Consider the following 21,258-nt stretch of genomic DNA (forward strand, 5'->3'; position numbering starts at 1 on the left):
CTATGAACTGAAACGTCCTTTCAATTTATAGCGATTACCGGGAAATAGCAGCCTGGCACTGGAAACGGTGTAATGAGTTGACCAAGTTCGGCGACTAATTAATAAACAAGGAGCCCCCGACTCAATCTGCAATAATTTACAGGACCGGGGATCACCAGCAATAGCCTCTACAATATGTTCACCTTCCGTTAGCGGTGCAATCATTGACAAATAATCGTGCGGAGTCAGTTTGGTGAAGTCTTGCTGCAAATAGCCAGGAACCGCTTGAACATTGACGTAACGATCTTCTATCTGAACCGGAATATCGTTTTCATAATGGACAATAACTGACTGATAAATCGGCGTGCCGGCGATAATATCCAATTCGGCAGCTTGTTTTACGTTAGCGTTCAGCTCTGATAACTTTAATATTTTACAGCGATGCTGATGAGAACGGGATGAGATCTCATCAGCAATACTGTGGATTTCGAACAGTGCGGATTGCCCTTTTGGCTCAGCGACAAAAGATCCCACCCCTTGCAGCCGTACTAATAGCCCTTCAGCAGTCAATTCACGCAACGCACGGTTGGCGGTCATACGGCTACAGTTAAATTGCTTAACCAACTCAGCTTCTGATGGAACACGATCATTAGATTTCCATTCACCGGTATAGATTTTTTCGATAATGGATTGTTTTACTCTGGCATATAAAGGTATAGGTTTGGCAAATGATCCTGATAAATGTGTCGTCACAATAAATTCCTTGTCGCTATAAAAATGTAAGTGATTAATTACACTAATTTTATCAGGCTATCTTTACCAAAAAATAACAGCACAATAGTACTGTTATTTTAGACAATCAATACCACCAATGCACTAATTGCCAAGCAAGACGCGCTGCTGCTTTCCCGCCTATCCCTTGAATATCAAATATTGGATTGAGTTCAACCAGATCAGCCGCTTGTAATTTCCCACTCTGACAGATTGGCTGAATCAATTGCAGAAGGAGTTCCAATGGTAGCCCGAGTGCTGCCGGCGCAGAAACTGCTGGCATCTGATAAGCAGGTAATACATCCAGATCGATTGTCATGTAAATCAAATCAACTTGCTGAAGTGTATCTTGTATCTGCTGTTGTATTTTGTCCAGTTCGGTTTCACTACACTGATTATCCCAGATGATCTTAACATTCAAGTGGCTTGCTTCATCCACCAATGCTTGGGTATTAGATGCCAAACTGGCGCCAATGCAAGTATAGTGAAACGGTCGGTGGTGTTGCTGACAATACTCGGCGAGCTGACGAAATGGTGTACCGGAAGTGGGTTGCAATGACCGCCGTAAATCAAGATGAGCATCAAAGTTAATAATACCAACGCGTTGATGTGGAAAAGCATCATAAATTCCAACACCATGAGCGAAAGCCGTTTCATGTCCACCACCCAGCACCAGAGTGCGCACATGCTGATGTTGGCATTGAATAATTGCATCAGCCAAGGCTTGTTGTGCCTCACTCAATTGATTAGGATTGGCGCGAATACTTCCCAAGTCCACCAATCTGTCATGCCCTTTATGACTAGCCATATTTGCCAATGACCGCCGCAAATAATCAGGGCCTTGATTGGCCCCCGGCCTACCCTGATTGCGTTTTACACCTTCATCACATTCAAACCCCAGTAGTGCAATATGGTGAGAAAATTCTTCCGGTGTAAAATAGGGAGATTGTTTGATCGTTTGAAAAATCCGCAGTGCATTATCCGCTTCTGCCAAATCATTTCGCCCTTGCCAAATAGTAGGCAAAGTAGCATGCCATAAATTCATTTACTGCTCCTTATCTGCTATATATTGGAATGAGCAATAGCACCACGAAATACCCTGGTATTCAGCGGGTTATGGCCTAACTCATAGAAAATATCGACAGGATTTTCTGCATCCCAAACAATAAAATCAGCATAAGCACCCGCGCGTAGCTGTCCGTGACTATTTCCTCTACCCAATGCACGAGCGGCATGTCGAGTAACACCTAACCATACCTCTTCAGGAGTCAGCCCAAATTGCACGCAAGCCATATTCATCGCCATACGCAGAGAAGCAAATGGGCTGGTTCCAGGATTAAAATCCGTAGATACAGCTATCGGTACATTAAATTGTCGTAATAAATCGACAGGCGGGTGCTGCGTTTCCTGCAAAAAGTAGAAAGCGCCGGGAAGCAAAACAGCAACCGTACCACTGTGGCTAAGAGCTTCCACTCCTGCCTGATCCAAATATTCAATATGATCAACTGAAAGACCGTGATAACGAGCGACCAGTTCACTCCCTCCCAAATTGGACAATTGCTCCACATGTCCTTTTACTGGAATGCCCCAGCGCTGTGCTTCCTGAAAAAGCCGCTCGGTTTGCGCTAAATTAAACCCTACGCTTTCACAAAAAACGTCTACTGCGTCAAACAGCTGTTTTCGCCAAAGTTGCGGCAGGATAATTTCACAAATCAGATCTATATAGGCATCAGGATTGTGTTTATATTCAGGCGGGCAAGTATGAGCAGCGAGCAATGTCGCGCTGATTTCTATCGGATTATATTTCCCCAAGTTTCGTGCAACCTGTAGCAATTTTTCTTCATTTTCCAGATCTAATCCATAACCCGATTTAATCTCAATAGTGGTTACGCCTTCAGCCATAAATGCAGCCAAACGCTGCTGGGCAGAGTGTCCAAGTTGTTCAAGAGAACTGGTTCGGGTTGCTGAAACTGTCGCATTGATACCCCCTCCCTGCGCACTGAGTTCAGCATAGGACATACCATTTAAACGCTGCTCCCATTCATAAGCCCGGTTACCACCAAAAACTAAATGAGTGTGACAATCGATTAAACCGGGGGTAATCAGGCGTTGTTGGACATCAATTACCTGACAGCTACCCGTCTGTAATGTTGCTGTGGGAAAAATAGCTAAAATTTTGTCATCACGTACCAGAAGATCATGTTCTTTTAATAATCCGTAAGCTGCATTGATAGAAGGGTCCATTGTTGCCAGTCTAGCGTTACGCCAGACGACATCAGTATCACGCAGTTCTATTGTCATGTTTAGAATCCTGTATTTGTCTGTATCTGATAGCTCAGGCCATTAGTTGTATATACATTTATTTTCTAACCAACAGTAATTGTCAAATTATTTCGTTGACTACCTGAACATAGCTTCTTACTCCGCATTTTCAGTCAATAAATCAGGCAAAACCAGGTTCTATTAGACATAATCAGGTTAAACAGTTAAAAAGATACCGTACACTTGTCACAAAATAGTTTGATTAATTGAGCAATGATGAAAAATAAACATTCCCTGAATGAGGAAGAGATTAACTTGTTTAAAGAGTCGGTAGCAGGTATCAAACGCATGAACCAGGATACTGTCTTACATCCTCCCATAAGAAAAAAAGCCAGCCATATTACCCCTGAGCGAGTACAGCAAGAGCAAATTGATGCCAGCTACTATTTTTCTGATGAATTCCAGCCCAATCTTGATACAGAAGGCCCTACCCGTTACATACGGGGAAATGTAAGCCATTACGAACTGAAAAAACTACGCCGAGGTGATTATTCGCCAGAACTGTTTCTTGATTTACACGGGTTAACACAAATGCAGGCCAAGCAGGAAATTGGTGCACTAATCGCTGCTTGCCGCCGTGAACATGTCTATTGTGCCTGCATCATGCACGGTCATGGGAAACATATTCTCAAACAACAAACTCCACTGTGGCTAGCCCAACACCCAGATATTATGGCCTTCCATCAAGCACCAAAGGAATGGGGAGGTAACGCCGCATTATTAATACTTGTCGAACTTGATGAGCCTATACGTCGCTGAATTATCAGGCCCTTGCTGCCAATTGTGATGGGCTGACCTGCCAGACAAGCGTGCCTTTACCCGTCTGGCTGTTTAAATCCACACATGTAATTGCAGATGTTGCGAACATCGGTGGAGTCTCTGCTGGGCAGAGCTCAGCAACCAAATAACCAACTAACGGTAAATGAGAGACAATCAAAACGGCATTATGCCCTTGTTCAGCAATAACCTGTAGATAGCTATTGACCATAGCAGCATCACCTGATGGCGTTAACCCCGGCAACACTTCTTCACCAACCGGTAATGATAAAGATTTACGAACAACCTGTAACGTCTGCTCAGCACGGATATAAGGACTCACTAATACCAGATCAATCTTAGGCTCCTTCTGTGCCAACCAACGAGCCATTTCTTGTGATTCATTACAGCCGCGGAAAGTGAGTTGCCGGGCTGAATCGCTGATTGCATCTAAAGCTGCTTCACCATGACGCATAATAAAAACTTGCATAATCCACCGTATGAATGAGTTAACATAGTTATCTTACTAATAATAAATATCAGTAATTGCCACATGAGTTATACAACAAAAATTGTTATCACAAAAACATTTCAGTATATAGTGAATGAGCATCCTGCTGTGACTGCTCTCCGCCCTGAGCCGTCCTAAAGATGATGCCGGCGCTCCAATATGGCGCCGGCATCGATTTCTTCACAAATGCAATGTATAGGTTACTATGGATAGAAATTTTTATTCTGTTCAGCCATTTTCACCAAACGATCACAAGGTACGAATCTATCTCCATACTGACTTTCCAACTTGCGTAGAATTTCCACCACTCTGGCACAACCAAGGCTATCAATATAGCGGAATGGACCACCAAAGAATGGTGGAAAACCTATACCAAATACCGCACCAATATCACCATCACGCGGACTTCTGATAACCCTTTCATCCAAACAACGCACGGCTTCATTAAGCATCAGCATCACACAACGCTGAGCAATTTCTGAAGAAAGCATACGAGATTCAGGTTTTATATTCAGCAAGGCATAAACTGAACTATCAACTTTTTTACCTTTTTTCCCAATCCGCCAAGATTTTCTGGATTCTGATGTATATAAATAGAAGCCACGACCATTTTTCCTACCTTTGCGGCCATCTTTCAGTACAGCATTAAGCGATTCAGGCGCCGCAAAACGTGCCCCTAGTTGCTCTACCAAAATCGGCATAATTTTGGTGCCAACATCAATTCCTACTTCATCTAATAAATTAATTGGCCCTACTGGAAAACCAAAATTAACTAGTGCCTTATCTATATGATCAATTGGCTCTCCTGCTACCAGACAATTTGATGCCTCACTGATATAAGGAACAAGGATACGGTTTACATAAAATCCGGCTTTATCACCGACCACAATAGCGGTTTTACCTTGCTTCTTAGCCAAAGCAACTGCTGTAGCAATCGTTTTCTCACTGGTTCCTTGATGCGGAATAACTTCCACCAGAGGCATTTTATCTACCGGGCTGAAATAATGTAGACCAATAACCTGCTCTGGTCGTTGAGCTTTTTCAGCAATCTGATGGATAGGAAGCGAAGATGTATTAGATGCAAATACCGTTTCTGGTTTGGCATTCGCTTCAATTTCTGCCACCATCTGTTGTTTCAGTGATAAATCTTCAAATACCGCCTCAACAACAATATCCACCTGTTCGAAACCACGATAATCCGTTGTTCCTGAAATAAGCATCATTTGCTTAGCCCGTTCTGCCGGACGTAATCGCTTTTGCTTCACTCTCTTGGACAACAAATCCCAAGTGTACTTCAGTACCTGACTAATACCCTTTTCATTAATATCTTTGATACGCGCGGGTAATTTACCTCGGGTAGCGGTTACATTCGCAATTCCCCCCCCCATCAAACCACCACCTAATATGCCAACACGTTCGATTTTTGCCGGTTTTTCTGATGAGCCTGTCTCATTTTTTAATGACGTTGCAGCAAAAAACAGATTACGTAAAGCAGCTGATTCCCGTGTCATTGCTAGTTCACCAAATGCCATTGCTTCGGCCCGTAAACCTTGGTTCATGCCTTTTTCAAGACCTTCTTTGACAACCTCAATAATTCGTTCAGGTGCAGGATAGTGCCCACGAGTTTTCGCCAGTGTTTTTTTACGAACGATATTAAACAAAAAGTATCTTCCTACAGGCCCTACCAATAACCGCTGTTGCCACGGTAAAGACTTACGCACAGGAATGCCTTTTTTGATTTTTTCAACAGCAACTTCCAGCAAAATATCTAATGGCACAGCATCATCCACGACTCCCAGCCGTAATGCCTGTCTCGCTCTTAATTGCCTACCTGTCAGGATCATATCCAGCGCCGAACTGACACCAATAAGTCTCGGTAATCGCTGAGTACCACCTGAACCAGGTAATAACCCAAGCTGAACTTCAGGTAATCCAAGACGGGTTTTATCATCCAGTGAACATATACGCCAATGACACGCCAGCGCCAATTCCAAACCGCCCCCCAAACAAGCACCATGAATTGCCGCTACAACAGGCAAAGGATAATTGGCTATTTGAGAAAATAATTTCTGACCCTTTTCAGCCAGATCTTGTGCTTCTTCTTTGGTTTTACACCCGGCAATCATGGAAATATCAGCACCGGCAATAAAAGTATCCGGTTTACCGGAAATCAATATTAATCCTTTAAGGCCAGAAGACTGCTGAGCTTGTTTGAAAACATTCAGAAATTGATCAACAAATTCTGCTTTCAGCGTATTTACTTTTTCTCCTGGCACATCAATAGTGATAACGCCGATTTTATCCGGCCTGACATCAAAATTGAAAACAGAAACCGCCTGTTTTGTATCCATAGTGATGGTTGCAGCATCATGCTGAGACTGAGTCATTATTCCACCTCCAATACCATAGCTGTGCCCAACCCACCAGCAGCACAAGCAGTTGTCAACCCAAGCCCTCCTCCACGGCGCCGCAACTCATTCAATACCTGCGTCACCATGCGAGCTCCTGTTGCTGCGAACGGGTGCCCATAAGCAATTGAACCACCTAAGACGTTAAATTTATCCATATCAACTTCACCAATCGCTTGAGTGCGCCCTAATTTATTTCGGGCAAATTCATCACTGGCAAACATTTTCAAGTTTGCCAATGTCTGAGCAGCAAAAGCTTCATGCATATCAATTAAAGTTAGATCTTTTAGTGTAATACCGGCACGATCGAGCGCTATCGGTGTCGCATACGATGGCCCCAATAGCATATCTTGCCAGACATCAATAGCTGAGAATGCATAGCTACGCAGGTAACCAAGCGGTTTTATTCCCAACACTTTAGCCACAGACTCACGCATCAAAATGACTGCTGCTGCACCATCTGTCAGCGGTGTACTGTTTGCCGCGGTAACAGTACCATACTTGCGGTCAAATGCCGGACGCAACTTCGCATAAGAAGTTAATACGGAATTTTTACGAATATTATTATCTTCAAGCAATGCTTCACGATATGGAGGGAAATGGGCCGTCATGACTTCATCAGCCAACAAACCCTGTTCCCAAGCTTTTGCTGCAAGAATATGGGAACGGTGTGCCAACGCATCCTGATCTTCCCGACTGATACGGTAGGTCTTCGCCATTTGTTCTGCGGTATCTCCCATACGCAGACCTGTCGAATATTCCGCTACTGCCGGAGATACAGGCAATAAGTCACGAAATTTGAGGCGGCTAAGTAGCTTAAGGCGCTGTGATAAAGTTTTCGCTTTATTCATATCAACAAGAGTACGAGCAAGAGATTTAGTTACACCAATCGGCAATACAGAAGAAGAATCCGCTCCACCCGCAATTCCGATATTCACCGTACCTGCCATAATGCTTTCCGCCACGTTAGTAATCGCCTGGAAACTAGTCGCACATGCACGGGATACACTGTAAGCATCTGTATTCACACTTAACCCAGTACCAAGAACGATTTCACGGGCAATATTCGGTGCCTCAGGCATTTGCACCACTTGTCCAAACACCAATTGGTCAATCTTTTCAGGGAGTAAACCACTCCTGGCTACCAGTTCACTGACCACTGATTTACCCAAATCCACAGCCGGTATGCCGTGATACGATGTTGCCTGTTTAGCAAATGGAATGCGTAGCCCGCTGACAATTGCGATACGATCACCTTGCTGTGTCACTTTTGTTAAAGGACGACTCATAACGGCTCCTGAAAGATTATTATCAACTATACCCTTCATCCTTCAAGTTACTGCTTTGTTGGCTGCTTTCACTTACCCCAGTCACATCGTTATCTATGCTCCTGGGGATGCGTTCACTTGCCGCCGCGCTGCAATTTGAAATCTATTGGGTATACATCAAATTACTGAAAAATTTTTTTAACCAACCTGGACAGGTCTGACCTGATAGATCATTGTTAGCGTAATGTCTATAAATAGCAAACCTGAATAAATTAAAAATGAGAGCAAGCGCAACTTTAATTTATTTAATGTCTAAATGATCTCAATGCCTCTTCGAACATCTTTGCAAACAGTAAAAAAATAAATAACGAGAAGGAGGGACTCAGTGAAATACCTCCGCTATCTACTTAAGACAGCGGAGAAAACCAGCCCTTGGATTAACGCAATCCCAACTGGAAAATTAGTGCTTCTGCCTGGCAACAGAAAACGAAATCAGCAATTAGTTGAATCCCTCCATCAACTGGCTCAATTTTATGATTAATAACACAAGGTTCTGATTCAATAGACTTTGCTCTTTCAATCAAAGTGTTAAGCATTGTTTCTACTTCCTGCTTATCAGCAAAAACATGCTGGTAAGATACGATGCAGTCTGTATTATCTATCACCGCACCTACATCTACGCAGCAGCAAGCAACCGTCTCTTCTGCACTACATTTCATTCGTCATACTCCATTCTCCAAATATTAATCACGCATCTTAATATTTTATTCCTCTCATCATAGGAAAACTAATCACTTACTCTTTATAAGTATATTTATCCTATTGAAATCTGATTTCAAAAATTTATTTCCAAACGTTTTTATTAACACCTAAAATCATTTTTTTGTTAACTGAGTCGCGTTTTTGATATCAATTTGGACATATTTTAAAAACACTCTTGCAACACCAACAGATGTCAGACCTATACTTCACCACTGGTCTGATTTGTCATGAAGACAAACCGACTCTACAATCCTGCGCTCCTTGCTAAGTTAAGTGGCATAGTTAAATAATAAACAAGAGGGTTTTGGTCATGAACCAGAAAAACCTGTTCACCCGTTCAGCATTAGCGGTTGCAGTGGCTCTAATCTCATCCAACGCGGGTGCCGCTGGTTTCCAGTTAAATGAATTTTCTACTTCGGCTTTAGGCCGAGCTTTTTCCGGGGAAGGCGTTGTTGCTGATAACGCAACGGTAGGAAGCCGTAACCCAGCAGCGATGACCCTGTTTGATCGCCCATCCTTTTCTATTGGTGCCGTCTATATCAACCCAGATGTTGATATTACAGGTAAATCCCCAGTGACGGGTAAAAGTACCAACGCTAAAAATATTGCGCCAGTAGCTTGGATACCTAACCTACATTTTATTATGCCTATTGATGATCAATGGTTTGTTGGTACTTCAGTCACCACTAACTTTGGTCTGGCTACTGATTTTAGCAATAACTACGACGCAGGCCCTATCGGTGGTAAAACTGACCTAACAACATTGAACTTCAACCTGAGCGGAGCTTATCGACTAAACGATAATTTCAGCTTTGGTTTAGGACTTAACGCTATTTATGCTGATGCAACAGTCGTCCGTCATGCGGGCGCTCTGTCAGACATTCTGGCGATGAAAGCCCCTCAACTAAAAGGTCTTATCAAACCAACAGATGAAGTTTCTAATCTGGAAGGTAAAGATTGGGGCTATGGCTGGAACGCGGGCATCATGTATGAAGTGGATGAAAATAACCGCTACAGCCTGACTTACCGTTCTAAAGTTAAAGTCAAATTTAAAAACGGTGACTATAAAAATGACATTCCCGTCCAGCTAGGGGCAATACTTCAGAACGCAGGAATATCCTTACCTGCCACCGGTGGTCAAACTATTGGCGGTAAATTAGACCTCAATTTGCCGGACATCTGGGAAGTTTCTGGTTACAACCGCGTAGCACCTAAATGGGCTATCCACTATAGCCTGGCATATACAGGCTGGAGTGAGTTTAATGAACTGAAAGGGACCAGAAATAAAGATGGCGCAGTTCTGTTTAGTAAACATGAAGGCTTCAAAGATGCCTATCGTATTGCTTTAGGTACAACTTATTATCACGATGATAACTGGACATTCCGTACTGGTATCGCCTTTGATGACAGCCCGATTCCTGCTGAAAACCGTTCTATCTCTATTCCGGATCAAGACCGTTTTTGGCTAAGTGCTGGCGCAACCTACGCATTTAATAAAGACATGTCTCTGGACGTAGGTGTTTCTTATATGCATGGACAGAAAGTCACAGTTAAAGAGAAATTGTCTGAAAAACTGCCTTACACATATGAATTTGATGCAAAAGGTTCTGCCTGGTTATATGGTGTGAACTTCAACTATGCATTCTAATCAAATGTAGTTCTCAAAAAAGGATAGCGCTCTACAGCTATCCTTTTTATTTATGAAGTTAAATCGGACAATAACGATCAATCAATACTGTCCAAATCACCCTGTAATGCTTCAGCATTTGGATTTTTTGTGGCTTCCAACTTACCGCCGCTTGCCATAAAATCATGGCTCTGGAAGTAAGCCTCACGCATCATCAGATAAGGATCTGATGAATTCTTCAACAAACCATCAGAATCCAGCAAACGAGCACGAGTTTCAATACCTTCAAATACCCACTTACCCGCTGACATCCAGATGGTCAAATAACTCAACATTGGGTAAGTCATATCAGCCCAGTTTCCCCCTTCATCACGCAGAGTAAAACTGCCATATCCCGGTAATACAGCATAAGGACCATATCCCACATCATAATAGCCCAAAGTACTACCAAAACGTTTTGGTTCTTCTTTTGCCAACTTAGGGTTTGCCATAGTTGCAACATCAATCAAGCCACCTATACCCCAAATGGTATTCAGGAAAAAACGATTAAAATGTTTCATTCCCTGATATGGGTCACCACGCAAGAAACTGTTTACCATACTGGCTGGCTCTTCGAGATTACTGAGAAAATTGCCCAAACCATTTCGTGCAGGCATTGGTACATAGTCGCGCCACGTTACAGCTACCGGACGTAAGATATAGGGATCAAGGACATTATAATTAAAGTTGAACATTGTACGGTTAAAACCTTCCAGAGGGTCTGAACGCCCCTGTTCAACACTATTAGATGAACCGGCACATCCCACAAGTAATGTGGCTGTAAGAGCGATTACACCCAAACGATACTTCATACAATTCTCCAAGTAACAATCTCTTAGATCCGGCAAACCAATCTTGTCGTACTACCTGCCGATGATCATCAATAAATATAAATATTACTGACAATTCAACTTGAATGGTACTCAATTTGAGTGGTCGTTAAATAAGCAAACAGTTCATAACGTCTTATCTTAGGAAGAAAAAGCAGTTATAATGCAGCGGTTGTCCCCTTAGTTAAATGGATATAACAAGCCCCTCCTAAGGGCTAATTGCAGGTTCGATCCCTGCAGGGGACGCCATTAACAGAACCAATAACCACATATGCAATATTTTGAGAGATATAAGAAAATCTCAAGATAATATACAAATAAAATAATATTATTTTTTATATAAATTAATATCTTTATATAAAAAATTAAATATTCATTATATAATAAATCGGATATAAAACCTTATTCAACTTATCAAAGTTATAAACATTTGAAATTAATTTAAAGTCGTTTAATTTTATTATCTTTTTCAATGAATTATATTCTTATTCATTCAATAAAATCATATATATTTAATTATACGCTTTAAATTTTATATCAAAACAAAAAATTCATTATAATGTTTATTTAAAACATTATTTAACTTTATTTCAAAAATCAAATAATGCCATTAAACACTAATTATAAAAATAATAACTTCCAATAAAAACGTAATCACCCCATCATCAAATAAAATTTTTAATAATTTCAAATAGATAAAACATGATTAAATCTATAAAATTATTTATTTGTAAGCCCATCTACAATTCTATTGTAACCAAGGGATAAATATATTATCGAAAATCCAACTGAAATATTTTCATTATTTATTTTAAAGACTTATTATTCTCCAAACAAGAAAACATGCAAATAAATAAAAAACCAACTCTATTTTTATATTTATTAGTAAAAATAACACCAGCATCCCCCAATAATTATTTAACTCATCAATTTACATTTAATAAAATTATACTTTAAAAAATTTGACCAGATATATACAATTATTAATTCTAATATGTATATATCTGTCTTTATAACTTAATCAATCAGCGATAACTGTTGCCGTAAATATGTACCTGAACCTAACAATCCAGGTTGCGGATGAGTAATCAAATAAACAGGAATCTGTTGTATTAATGTTTTAAAGCGCCCTTTATCTTCAAATCCATCCAAGAAATCTGACCGCTTAAAGAAATCAAGAAATCGTGGCACTATACCACCAGCGATGTACACACCACCAAAAGTCCCCAGATTTAACGCCAAATTTCCGCCAAATCTCCCCATAATTTCACAAAATAACGCGAGAGCACGATGACAATATTGGCAACTTTCATCCAGTGCTCGCTGTGTCACTGTTTCTGGTTCCAAATCTTCCGGCTGATTATGGTTCAAAATAGTAATAGCCTGATAGAGATTCACCAGTCCACTACCTGACAAAATTCTTTCAACTGAAACATGGCCCAGCTTGCGACGTAAAATAGCCAATATTGCATCTTGCTCTTCACTATTCGCTGCAAAATCCACATGCCCTCCCTCACCTGGCAAGCTTATCCATTGCTTGTTTACTTTTATCAGATGAGCGACTCCAAGGCCCGTTCCAGCTCCGTAAACAGCAACCGGTTTATCTTCAACTGCTTTTCCCCCTCCCAACTGAACTTTGTGTTCCTCTGTCAACATGGGAATAGCCATAGAAACGGCAGTAAAGTCATTAATAACATCTAATTTTTCTAGCCCAAGCGTCTGTTTTAGCTCACTAACAGAAAATGCCCATTGGTGATTAGTCATTTCTACCCAATCACCACTTATCGGGCAAGCAATAGCGATACAAGCACAAGTTACTACTGTATTTTGCTCGGCCAAATAATGGCTAATAATAGACTCTAATCCAGCGTATTGTCTTGCGCTATATGTTTCAATCTGCTCAATAGCCCCATTTTTCAAATTACAAAGTGCCAATCTGGCATTCGTGCCACCAATATCAGCCACCAGTCCGCAGAGGTTCATTTTTATATCCCAATAATTAATTAGTACAACAATATATGTAAAGCTTATCCCATCCAGCATTATTGGTATAGGTAGTTTGAACGTAAATAGCTCACACAATCAAGGCACATGCGTAGTACATGAAGTTAGTTTGCTCAACCAGAACCCGAAACCAATAAATTAAAACACAACTATTCTATCGACTGAGCTAACAGTACATTGGAGGGTTATTTGAATTATGCTTTTTGAATGGTGGGTCGTGCAGGATGACTCGGGCTACGCCCTCGCCCTGCGGGCCAACGCGTCGCATTGTTGTCTCGCTTCGCTCGGCTCAAACCTGCCGATCAATTGATTAAAAGTCAACTGCTCTGCCGACTGAGCTAACAACCCATCTAAGATGGTATTTCGATTTAATTGCGCTTTTTTGAATGGTGGGTCGTGCAGGATTCGAACCTGCGACCAATTGATTAAAAGTCAACTGCTCTACCGACTGAGCTAACGACCCATCTAAGATGGTATTTCGATTTAATTACGCTTTTTTGAATGGTGGGTCGTGCAGGATTCGAACCTGCGACCAATTGATTAAAAGTCAACTGCTCTACCGACTGAGCTAACGACCCATGCCAAGAAGATGCAAAATTGCTGTAACAATCTAATGAAGTGGTGGGCGATACCAGATTCGAACTGATGACCCCCTCCTTGTAAGGGAGATGCTCTACCAACTGAGCTAATCGCCCACTTCATAAGGACTATCACTGCATTTTATATCACTGAATTTATGATTGGTGGGCGATACCAGATTCGAACTGATGACCCCCTCCTTGTAAGGGAGATGCTCTACCAACTGAGCTAATCGCCCAATCATAAAATCATTTCTATCACAACGAGATGGTGGGCGATACCAGATTCGAACTGATGACCCCCTCCTTGTAAGGGAGATGCTCTACCAACTGAGCTAATCGCCCCGTCGTGATGGAGTCGCATTATAGGGATAGTTCAGGATGAGTCAACGCTTTTTCTAGGTAAAAATATCGTTCGTCTCAAAATTAAACAAACGTGAGATAATTATCATCATTTAGGGTACGGTTTAAGCAGATATGCTGACTTTTCTCAACAACATCCCGCTAACAGCATTGAGGAATTAAAGTGCAGTGATAAAATAACTCCCCATTTTGTTACTTTAAATTACCAATAACGTTCATTGAAAAGTGAAACGTAGTTAAGGCAATCCTCAATGCGTAAAATTAAAACCCGTTTTGCACCAAGCCCAACTGGCTATCTCCATGTTGGTGGTGCACGTACCGCACTTTATTCCTGGTTATACAGCCGCCATAGTGAGGGCGAATTTGTATTGCGTATCGAAGATACTGACCTTGAACGCTCAACTCAGGAAGCCATTGATGCCATTATGGACGGTATGAACTGGTTAAATCTGAATTGGGATGAAGGCCCTTTTTATCAGACAAAGCGTTTTGATCGTTATAACCAAGTCATTGATCAAATGCTAGAACAAGGAACTGCTTATCACTGCTACTGTTCTAAAGATCGTTTGGAAGAATTGCGTGAAACTCAGATGGCCAATGGCGAGAAGCCTCGCTATGACGGTCGTTGTCGTGATAGTCAATGTCAGCATAACCCAGATCAACCCCATGTTGTTCGTTTCCGCAATCCACAGGAAGGCTCTGTTATTTTTAACGATAGTATCCGTGGTCCAATTGAATTCAGTAATCAGGAACTTGATGATCTGATTATCCGCCGTACCGATGGCTCACCAACTTATAATTTCTGTGTTGTTATTGATGATTGGGATATGGAAATTACCCATGTAATTCGCGGTGAAGACCATATCAATAATACCCCACGCCAAATTAATATTCTGAAAGCTCTGGGTGCACCAGTTCCAGAATACGCGCATGTTTCGATGATCCTAGGGGATGATGGTAAAAAACTGTCCAAACGCCATGGCGCAGTGAGCGTTATGCAATACCGTGATGATGGCTATCTACCAGAAGCCCTGCTGAATTATCTGGTTCGTCTAGGTTGGTCGCACGGTGATCAAGAGATTTTTAGTCTCGAAGAGATGACTGAATTTTTTAGTCTTGATGCTATCAATAAATCTGCTAGTGCATTCAATACAGAAAAACTGCAATGGCTGAACCATCATTATATTAATACTTTACCCCCAGAGAAAGTTGCTGTTCATCTGGCATGGCATATTGAGCAGCAAGGCATTGATACCCGTAATGGCCCACAGTTGGTTGATCTGATTAAATTATTGGGTGAACGCTGTAAAACTCTGAAAGAAATAGCTGAATCCTGCCGCTACTTTTATGAAGATTTTGCTGAATTTGATGCAGATGCAGCGAAGAAACATTTGCGTCCAGTTGCCCGTCAACCTCTTGAAGTTGTTTATTCGAAGCTGGCCTCAATTACTGACTGGACAGCAGAAAATATTCATCATGCCATTCAATCTACAGCTGATGAACTGGAAGTTGGTATGGGTAAAGTCGGTATGCCGCTGCGTGTGGCTGCCACTGGTGCTGGACAGTCTCCAGGTTTAGATGTGACTATTCATGCTATCGGACAAACCCGTACTCTATCTCGTATTAATCAGGCTCTGGAGTTCATTGCTCAGCGTGAAACCCAACAGTAATTAATGCAACAAAGGCATCACTGGCTCTATAGTGATGCCTTCTGCTTTAAAAGGTTTTCGTTTAGCTTGATCATATTATCCATCGAATCACACGCCTTAAACCGCCTTCCATCTCACGGCAACCCATTGGCTAACCTTTATTTTGTCGATTTATCACAAAACTGATGGCTTTTTCAACGCTTGTGCTGAGAATGATAAGTTAGCCGTTGACAGTATTTGCTGGGTTTCATATTATGCGCCCCGTTCCATTAATTTTGATTGGGGCTATAGCTCAGCTGGGAGAGCGCTTGCATGGCATGCAAGAGGTCAGCGGTTCGATCCCGCTTAGCTCCACCAAATACTTTCACCAAAGTAAAGGATTTGGTACTAAAATTAGGAAAAACCACAATCGTGGGGCTATAGCTCAGCTGGGAGAGCGCTTGCATGGCATGCAAGAGGTCAGCGGTTCGATCCCGCTTAGCTCCACCAAAATTATCAGGCCCTGAAAGCCATATGCTTTCAGGGCCTTTTACTTATCACAGTTTATCACTACCATTAATAACTCCTTACTTTGGCTGACCTTTCTTCAATGGTTTCACCGCGAATCTAATCCTTCTATTTTTATTGCCAAAGTCATCTCCATCAGTGCACCTAATTTGCCTTGTGGAAATTCACCCTTACGGGAGAACCACAATAAGTACTCTTCTGGTAAGTCAATGAGTGCTCGACCTTTATATTTACCAAATGGCATAACCGTATTAGCAATCTCTATCAGATTTTCTTTTTCCATAACTTGCATATATATCAATTAAAAAAGGTAGTCTCAGTTTACGGAGTAAAGAAGAAATATGCGAAAGGAAATAAAGAAAAATTGCATCATCCATGACGCAATATCCCACTATCAAACTTTATATTTTTACAGCACCAAACCTGCAATAGCTGCGGATAGAAAGCTAACAAGAGTTGAACCAAACAGGAGTTTCAAACCAAAGCGAGAAACTACATTACCCTGCTTCTCATCCAAGCCTTTAATCGCACCGGCAACAATCCCAATTGAAGAGAAATTAGCAAATGAAACCAAGAATACCGATAAAATACCCTGTGAACGCGGAGAAAGTTCTGTAGCAATTGACTGCAAACTATGCATCGCAACAAATTCGTTAGAAACCAGTTTGGTTGCCATGATACTGCCAACCTTCAGCGCTTCATCAGCGGGGATACCAATCATCCAAGCAAATGGATAGAACACATAACCCAAAGTTTCCTGAAAATTCTTATCAAAAATCACACTAAACAGCGCGTTAATAGCCGCAATCAGAGCAATAAAACCAATCAACATAGCGGCAACAATCAATGCTACCTTAAAACCAGCCAAAATATATTCACCCAGCATTTCGAAGAAACTTTGGCCTTCGTGAAGATTACTCATTTGAATATCTTCTTCACTGTCAACAGTATACGGGTTAATGAGTGACAAAATGATAAAAGTACTGAACATATTAAGCACCAGGGCCGCCACAACATATTTAGGCTCCAGAATTGTCATGTAAGCACCCACTATCGACATAGAAACCGTTGACATCGCAGTCGCTGCCATTGTGTACATTCGGCGCTCAGACATTTTGCCTAGCACATCTTTATAGGCAATAAAATTTTCAGATTGACCAAGTACCAAAGAGCTAACCGCATTGAATGATTCCAACTTACCCATGCCGTTAACTTTAGACAGTAGAGTACCAATAACCCGGATGAAAATTGGTAATACTTTGATATGCTGCAAAATCCCAATCAGTGCAGAAATAAAGATAATCGGGCACAATACATTCAGAAAGAAGAATGCCAGTTTTGCATCCATCATGCCGCCAAAAATGAATTCAGTTCCTTCACCCGCAAATTTCAGCAATTGCTCAAACAAGCCAGCAAATCCCATGACAAATTCCTGGCCAACACCAGAATTCAGGAAAAACCACGCCAGAACAAGCTCAATAGCAAGCAGTTGAATAATATAGCGAGGACGAATCCCTTTACGGTTACTACTCGCCAGAATAGCAAGGCCACCAATAACCACCAGAGCTAAAAGGAAATGCAGGATCTGAGACATATCATACTCCAAACTAGTTTATAAATGCATTCTATGTAATAAGAGTTAATAAAATGGGATAAATATCACACTAGTTTGAAATAATTCTTGTCCTAAATCTATATTTAGTGGGACTGCTCACATTTTCAACTGAATCGTATAAATCAGATTTAAAAATATCTATTACACATTACGGATTATTGAGAAAATCTCTCAATAATCCGCATGCAAACAAAAAATTATTCACCCAATAAACGGATCATTTCTTCTTCATCAATAACCGAAATATTTAGCTCATTAGCTTTAGCCAATTTTGAACCAGCAGCTTCACCAGCGATCACCAAATCTGTTTTCTTAGAAACACTGCCAGTAACTTTTGCCCCAAGCACAATAAGTTTATCTTTGGCTTCATCTCTGGATAACTGATGCAATGAACCAGTGAGCACAATTGTTTTACCCGCAAAGGGGCTATCAATCTTCTCGGCCTTTGTCACGACAATAGGTTCCCAGTTAATTCCTATATTATCAATCAGATCATCAATAACTTTTTGATTATGAGGTTCACTGAAGAAGTTAACCACATGTTTTGCCACCACTTCACCAACATCTTGAACTTCTTTCAGCGCTTCTTCATCAGCGGCACGTAATTTATCCAGCTCGCCAAAGTGAACGGCCAAATTAGCGGCTGTCGCTTCCCCAACCTCACGGATACCCAAGGCATAAAGGAAACGGGCAAATGTGGTTTTTTTCGCTTTTTCCAGAGCGTCTACCACATTCTGAGCAGATTTCGGCCCCATACGATCAAGCCCGGTTAATTTACCTGCCGTAAGCCTGAAAAGATCTGCTGGGGTTTCGACATATTCCTTATCCACCAGTTGATCGATGATCTTTTCTCCCATACCGTCAACATCCATCGCCCGCCGGGAAACAAAGTGTCTCAGCGCTTCTTTACGCTGAGCACCACATACCAACCCCCCTGTACAACGAGCTACCGCTTCCCCTTCAATCTTCTCAATATCTGCCCCACAGACTGGACAATGTTCAGGGAAAATCACTTCATCACTGTCCTGCGGCCTTCTGTCCTCCACAACACCTACAACCTGTGGAATAACATCACCAGCACGACGAATAATAACAGTATCACCAATACGCAAACCTAAACGTTCAATCTCATCCGCATTATGCAACGTCGCATTGCTTACCGTCACACCAGCGACCTGCACAGGTTCTAAACGCGCTACCGGTGTAATCACACCAGTACGACCAACTTGAAACTCAATATCGCGAACAATCGTCATCTGTTCCTGAGCAGGAAATTTGAATGCCGTCGCCCAGCGTGGCGCGCGAGCGACAAAACCTAACGTTTCCTGTAATTCCAGCGAATTCACTTTGACAACAACACCATCGATATCAAATCCTAACGTTGAGCGCTGATTTTCAATATCATGATAAAAATCAATAACCTGCTGACTATTAGAGCAAATTTCAACTTTATCGCTGACTGGCAATCCCCATTTCTTAAACTGTATCAATCGCTCATAGTGACTAGCCGGCAACTCTCCCCCTTCCAGAACACCAACACCATAACAGAAAAAAGACAATGGACGTTTAGCGGTAATACGGGGATCAAGCTGACGTAGAGAACCAGCTGCCGCATTACGCGGGTTAGCAAATACTTTTGCACCTGTGCGACGAGCCTCTTCATTCAGTTTCTCAAACCCTTTTTGTGGTATAAAAACCTCGCCACGGACTTCAATACGGGCAGGAATATTTTCTCCAGTCAGGCGCAGCGGAATCGCGTTGATAGTCCGTACATTCGATGTAATGTTTTCCCCTGTTGTCCCATCACCACGGGTTGCCGCCTGTACCAACTCACCATTTTCATACAACAGACTAACCGCCAGACCATCCAGTTTCAGCTCACAGCAAACGGCCAAATCCTGAGCATCTTTCAGGCGGTCACGTACCCGCTTATCAAATGCCAGATAACTCTCTTCATCGAATACATTATCCAGTGACAGCATAGGAATTTTATGGCGGACTTGTTCAAAAGCAGTCAAAGGAGCAGCCCCAACCCGCTGAGTTGGTGAATCAGATGTAATCAGTTCAGGGTATTGTTCCTCAAGAATTTTTAGTTCCTGCATTAACCGATCATACTCTGCATCCGCGACCTCTGGCGCATCCATAACGTAATACAGATATTCATGATAACGTAATGTTTTTCTGAGATTTTCTATTTGTTGAGCAGTTGATTTCATAACTTATAGCCAGCGATAAAAAGCCCCCGACTAGCGGAGGCTTGAATGTTCGATAAGTTGATTATACCTGAGCATCGAGTGTGCTGCGAATACGAGCCTTATATAATTCGATTTTTTGCGGTGTTAACATTTTGCGTTCATCATCAAGCACCACGCCTCCAACATCAGAAGCGATACGCTGAGCGGCCTGCAACATTAGCTTAAAATTCTGATTCGATTCTCCGTAAGAAGGTACCATCATAAACATGGAAACCCCTGGAGTAGTAAAATCAACCATCGATTCAGGATTAAATGAACCTGGCTTCACCATATTAGCAAGACTGAATAACACCGGACCGCTACCTGATGGATTTAGGTGACGGTGAAAAATCTGCATTTCTCCAAATTGGAAACCAGATTGCAGAATGCTTTGCAACAGAAATTCACCATTCAATACCTGGCCTTGGTGTGCTGCCACATGAAGAACCAAAACAATTTCTTTCGCTTTGGCTTGCTCCTCTTCTGCAACAGTTCCCTCTTTTGCTACTTCCTGAGATTTTTCTTCCACCACAGATGCATTTTTCTCAAACTCTTCCAGCTCTTCGGATTCAAACAGTCCGAGCTGCGGTTCCTGCTCTTCTGGTACTGCTCTCCTGGCTGTCGTCTCAGTCTGACGACCAGCAAGCAATGGATCATTTCTCTCTTCAGGAATTGCAGTGTCAATTGACTGACGGCGCTCAATCACCGACTCAGCTTTATGCTCCTGATGGGGTTTCACCTGCTTATGGGCGTAAGGCTTTTGCTGATTGTCGAACACTTCATCTTCACTGTCATCGACGAAACTATTCTGACGATCACGTTTATGACGTTTCACTGGGCGATCACGAAAAAGCGAAGAACGCTCTTTACGGTTGGTCCACAACCCATGTAACAGCAAAGCTATTATTGCTATCGCACCAACAATGATTAATATCAGACGCAAATCCTGCATCATTGCTATCTCTGTTGTTTAAATTAATATGCCACCACGGCAGAACATTTTCTGTATTAACTCTATTTGTCAAATAACACAAG

15 protein-coding genes, 9 tRNA genes and 1 pseudogene are annotated in these 21,258 nt (G+C 41.8%); 6 read left to right on the forward strand and 19 right to left on the reverse strand.

Features of this window, described 5'->3' with window-relative positions:
* From hutC to hutI, 3 genes are all read right to left on the reverse strand, one after another.
* A complete protein-coding gene (hutC, locus tag C5469_RS14390) occupies window positions 1-732 on the reverse strand; it encodes a histidine utilization repressor (RefSeq protein ID WP_339414429.1) in 732 nt (243 codons plus the stop codon).
* Window positions 733-838: 106 nt separating this feature from the next.
* Window positions 839-1,795 carry a formimidoylglutamase gene (hutG, locus tag C5469_RS14395; RefSeq protein WP_166307942.1) on the reverse strand — a complete coding sequence of 319 codons (957 nt, stop codon included), beginning with the start codon at window positions 1,793-1,795 and terminating at the stop codon, window positions 839-841.
* A 17-nt stretch (window positions 1,796-1,812) separates the two neighbouring features.
* Entirely contained in the window at window positions 1,813-3,051 is a 1,239-nt protein-coding gene (gene hutI / locus C5469_RS14400) for an imidazolonepropionase (RefSeq protein ID WP_166307945.1), read from the reverse strand.
* Window positions 3,052-3,288: 237 nt separating this feature from the next.
* Between hutI and smrB the strand changes: the two genes are divergently transcribed.
* The gene (smrB, locus tag C5469_RS14405) at window positions 3,289-3,831 is read left to right on the forward strand and encodes an endonuclease SmrB (protein ID WP_166307948.1); all 543 of its coding nucleotides are present in this window, start codon (window positions 3,289-3,291) and stop codon (window positions 3,829-3,831) included.
* 4 nt (window positions 3,832-3,835) lie between these two features.
* Here smrB and sixA read toward each other — a convergent pair whose 3' ends face one another.
* The 4 genes from sixA to C5469_RS14425 all read right to left on the reverse strand — a co-directional run bounded on the left by sixA (window position 3,836) and on the right by C5469_RS14425 (window position 8,734).
* The gene (gene sixA / locus C5469_RS14410; protein ID WP_166307951.1) at window positions 3,836-4,318 is read right to left on the reverse strand and encodes a phosphohistidine phosphatase SixA; all 483 of its coding nucleotides are present in this window, start codon (window positions 4,316-4,318) and stop codon (window positions 3,836-3,838) included.
* A gap of 224 nt (window positions 4,319-4,542) precedes the next feature.
* Window positions 4,543-6,726 carry a fatty acid oxidation complex subunit alpha FadJ gene (gene fadJ / locus C5469_RS14415; RefSeq protein ID WP_166307954.1) on the reverse strand — a complete coding sequence of 728 codons (2,184 nt, stop codon included), beginning with the start codon at window positions 6,724-6,726 and terminating at the stop codon, window positions 4,543-4,545.
* Window positions 6,726-8,036, reverse strand: a complete 1,311-nt coding sequence (gene fadI, locus C5469_RS14420; RefSeq protein ID WP_166307957.1) for an acetyl-CoA C-acyltransferase FadI — start codon at window positions 8,034-8,036, stop codon at window positions 6,726-6,728. Before fadI ends, fadJ begins: the two co-directional genes overlap by 1 nt.
* Window positions 8,037-8,452: 416 nt before the next feature.
* Window positions 8,453-8,734: a YfcZ/YiiS family protein gene (locus tag C5469_RS14425; protein WP_166307960.1), complete on the reverse strand. Its 282-nt coding sequence runs from the start codon at window positions 8,732-8,734 to the stop codon at window positions 8,453-8,455.
* A 353-nt stretch (window positions 8,735-9,087) separates the two neighbouring features.
* On the opposite strand from C5469_RS14425, the gene fadL reads away from it, so the two are divergent.
* Window positions 9,088-10,425, forward strand: a complete 1,338-nt coding sequence (gene fadL / locus C5469_RS14430; RefSeq protein WP_166307963.1) for a long-chain fatty acid transporter FadL — start codon at window positions 9,088-9,090, stop codon at window positions 10,423-10,425.
* Between the two features lie 77 nt (window positions 10,426-10,502).
* On the opposite strand, the gene mlaA is transcribed toward fadL, so the two are convergent.
* Window positions 10,503-11,255: a phospholipid-binding lipoprotein MlaA gene (gene mlaA / locus C5469_RS14435; RefSeq protein ID WP_166307966.1), complete on the reverse strand. Its 753-nt coding sequence runs from the start codon at window positions 11,253-11,255 to the stop codon at window positions 10,503-10,505.
* 192 nt (window positions 11,256-11,447) lie between these two features.
* On the opposite strand from mlaA, the gene C5469_RS14440 reads away from it, so the two are divergent.
* Window positions 11,448-11,522, forward strand: a tRNA-Arg gene (locus C5469_RS14440).
* A gap of 768 nt (window positions 11,523-12,290) precedes the next feature.
* Here C5469_RS14440 and glk read toward each other — a convergent pair.
* The 7 genes from glk to C5469_RS14475 form a co-directional block, all read right to left on the reverse strand.
* Window positions 12,291-13,256, reverse strand: coding sequence for a glucokinase (gene glk, locus C5469_RS14445; RefSeq protein WP_166307969.1), 966 nt, complete (start codon window positions 13,254-13,256; stop codon window positions 12,291-12,293).
* A 229-nt stretch (window positions 13,257-13,485) separates the two neighbouring features.
* Window positions 13,486-13,625, reverse strand: a tRNA-Lys gene (locus C5469_RS14450).
* Window positions 13,626-13,664: 39 nt separating this feature from the next.
* Window positions 13,665-13,740: transfer RNA gene (locus tag C5469_RS14455), tRNA-Lys, on the reverse strand.
* Between the two features lie 39 nt (window positions 13,741-13,779).
* A tRNA-Lys gene (locus C5469_RS14460) sits at window positions 13,780-13,855 on the reverse strand.
* Window positions 13,856-13,896: 41 nt separating this feature from the next.
* A tRNA-Val gene (locus C5469_RS14465) sits at window positions 13,897-13,972 on the reverse strand.
* 46 nt (window positions 13,973-14,018) lie between these two features.
* Window positions 14,019-14,094: transfer RNA gene (locus C5469_RS14470), tRNA-Val, on the reverse strand.
* Between the two features lie 30 nt (window positions 14,095-14,124).
* Window positions 14,125-14,200, reverse strand: a tRNA-Val gene (locus C5469_RS14475).
* 269 nt (window positions 14,201-14,469) lie between these two features.
* Between C5469_RS14475 and gltX the strand changes: the two genes are divergently transcribed.
* The 3 genes from gltX (at window position 14,470) to C5469_RS14490 (ending at window position 16,356) form a co-directional block, all read left to right on the forward strand.
* Window positions 14,470-15,888, forward strand: coding sequence for a glutamate--tRNA ligase (gene gltX / locus C5469_RS14480; RefSeq protein WP_166307972.1), 1,419 nt, complete (start codon window positions 14,470-14,472; stop codon window positions 15,886-15,888).
* 260 nt (window positions 15,889-16,148) lie between these two features.
* Window positions 16,149-16,224, forward strand: a tRNA-Ala gene (locus tag C5469_RS14485).
* 56 nt (window positions 16,225-16,280) lie between these two features.
* Window positions 16,281-16,356, forward strand: a tRNA-Ala gene (locus C5469_RS14490).
* A gap of 77 nt (window positions 16,357-16,433) precedes the next feature.
* On the opposite strand, the pseudogene C5469_RS14495 reads toward C5469_RS14490, so the two are convergent.
* The 4 genes and pseudogenes from C5469_RS14495 to zipA all read right to left on the reverse strand — a co-directional run bounded on the left by C5469_RS14495 (window position 16,434) and on the right by zipA (window position 21,178).
* Window positions 16,434-16,657, reverse strand: a pseudogene (locus C5469_RS14495) (DUF3820 family protein).
* 126 nt (window positions 16,658-16,783) lie between these two features.
* Window positions 16,784-17,968, reverse strand: coding sequence for a NupC/NupG family nucleoside CNT transporter (locus C5469_RS14500; protein WP_166307978.1), 1,185 nt, complete (start codon window positions 17,966-17,968; stop codon window positions 16,784-16,786).
* Window positions 17,969-18,186: 218 nt separating this feature from the next.
* Window positions 18,187-20,205: an NAD-dependent DNA ligase LigA gene (gene ligA / locus C5469_RS14505; RefSeq protein WP_166307981.1), complete on the reverse strand. Its 2,019-nt coding sequence runs from the start codon at window positions 20,203-20,205 to the stop codon at window positions 18,187-18,189.
* Between the two features lie 61 nt (window positions 20,206-20,266).
* Entirely contained in the window at window positions 20,267-21,178 is a 912-nt protein-coding gene (zipA, locus tag C5469_RS14510; RefSeq protein WP_166307984.1) for a cell division protein ZipA, read from the reverse strand.
* Window positions 21,179-21,258: the final 80 nt, after the last annotated feature.

The organism is Photorhabdus cinerea (assembly GCF_011189575.1).
Classification (GTDB): domain Bacteria; phylum Pseudomonadota; class Gammaproteobacteria; order Enterobacterales; family Enterobacteriaceae; genus Photorhabdus; species Photorhabdus cinerea.

What these genes read in the sequence shown, in the direction of transcription:
- smrB (WP_166307948.1), top strand. Translation starts at nt 3,289, where the DNA reads ATGAAAAATAAACATTCCCTGAATGAGGAAGAGATTAACTTGTTTAAA.
- glk (WP_166307969.1), bottom strand. Translation starts at nt 13,256, where the DNA reads ATGAACCTCTGCGGACTGGTGGCTGATATTGGTGGCACGAATGCCAGA.
- sixA (WP_166307951.1), bottom strand. Translation starts at nt 4,318, where the DNA reads ATGCAAGTTTTTATTATGCGTCATGGTGAAGCAGCTTTAGATGCAATC.
- hutG (WP_166307942.1), bottom strand. Translation starts at nt 1,795, where the DNA reads ATGAATTTATGGCATGCTACTTTGCCTACTATTTGGCAAGGGCGAAAT.
- ligA (WP_166307981.1), bottom strand. Translation starts at nt 20,205, where the DNA reads ATGAAATCAACTGCTCAACAAATAGAAAATCTCAGAAAAACATTACGT.
- zipA (WP_166307984.1), bottom strand. Translation starts at nt 21,178, where the DNA reads ATGATGCAGGATTTGCGTCTGATATTAATCATTGTTGGTGCGATAGCA.
- fadI (WP_166307957.1), bottom strand. Translation starts at nt 8,036, where the DNA reads ATGAGTCGTCCTTTAACAAAAGTGACACAGCAAGGTGATCGTATCGCA.
- fadJ (WP_166307954.1), bottom strand. Translation starts at nt 6,726, where the DNA reads ATGACTCAGTCTCAGCATGATGCTGCAACCATCACTATGGATACAAAA.
- C5469_RS14500 (WP_166307978.1), bottom strand. Translation starts at nt 17,968, where the DNA reads ATGTCTCAGATCCTGCATTTCCTTTTAGCTCTGGTGGTTATTGGTGGC.
- fadL (WP_166307963.1), top strand. Translation starts at nt 9,088, where the DNA reads ATGAACCAGAAAAACCTGTTCACCCGTTCAGCATTAGCGGTTGCAGTG.
- gltX (WP_166307972.1), top strand. Translation starts at nt 14,470, where the DNA reads ATGCGTAAAATTAAAACCCGTTTTGCACCAAGCCCAACTGGCTATCTC.
- C5469_RS14425 (WP_166307960.1), bottom strand. Translation starts at nt 8,734, where the DNA reads ATGAAATGTAGTGCAGAAGAGACGGTTGCTTGCTGCTGCGTAGATGTA.
- mlaA (WP_166307966.1), bottom strand. Translation starts at nt 11,255, where the DNA reads ATGAAGTATCGTTTGGGTGTAATCGCTCTTACAGCCACATTACTTGTG.
- hutI (WP_166307945.1), bottom strand. Translation starts at nt 3,051, where the DNA reads ATGACAATAGAACTGCGTGATACTGATGTCGTCTGGCGTAACGCTAGA.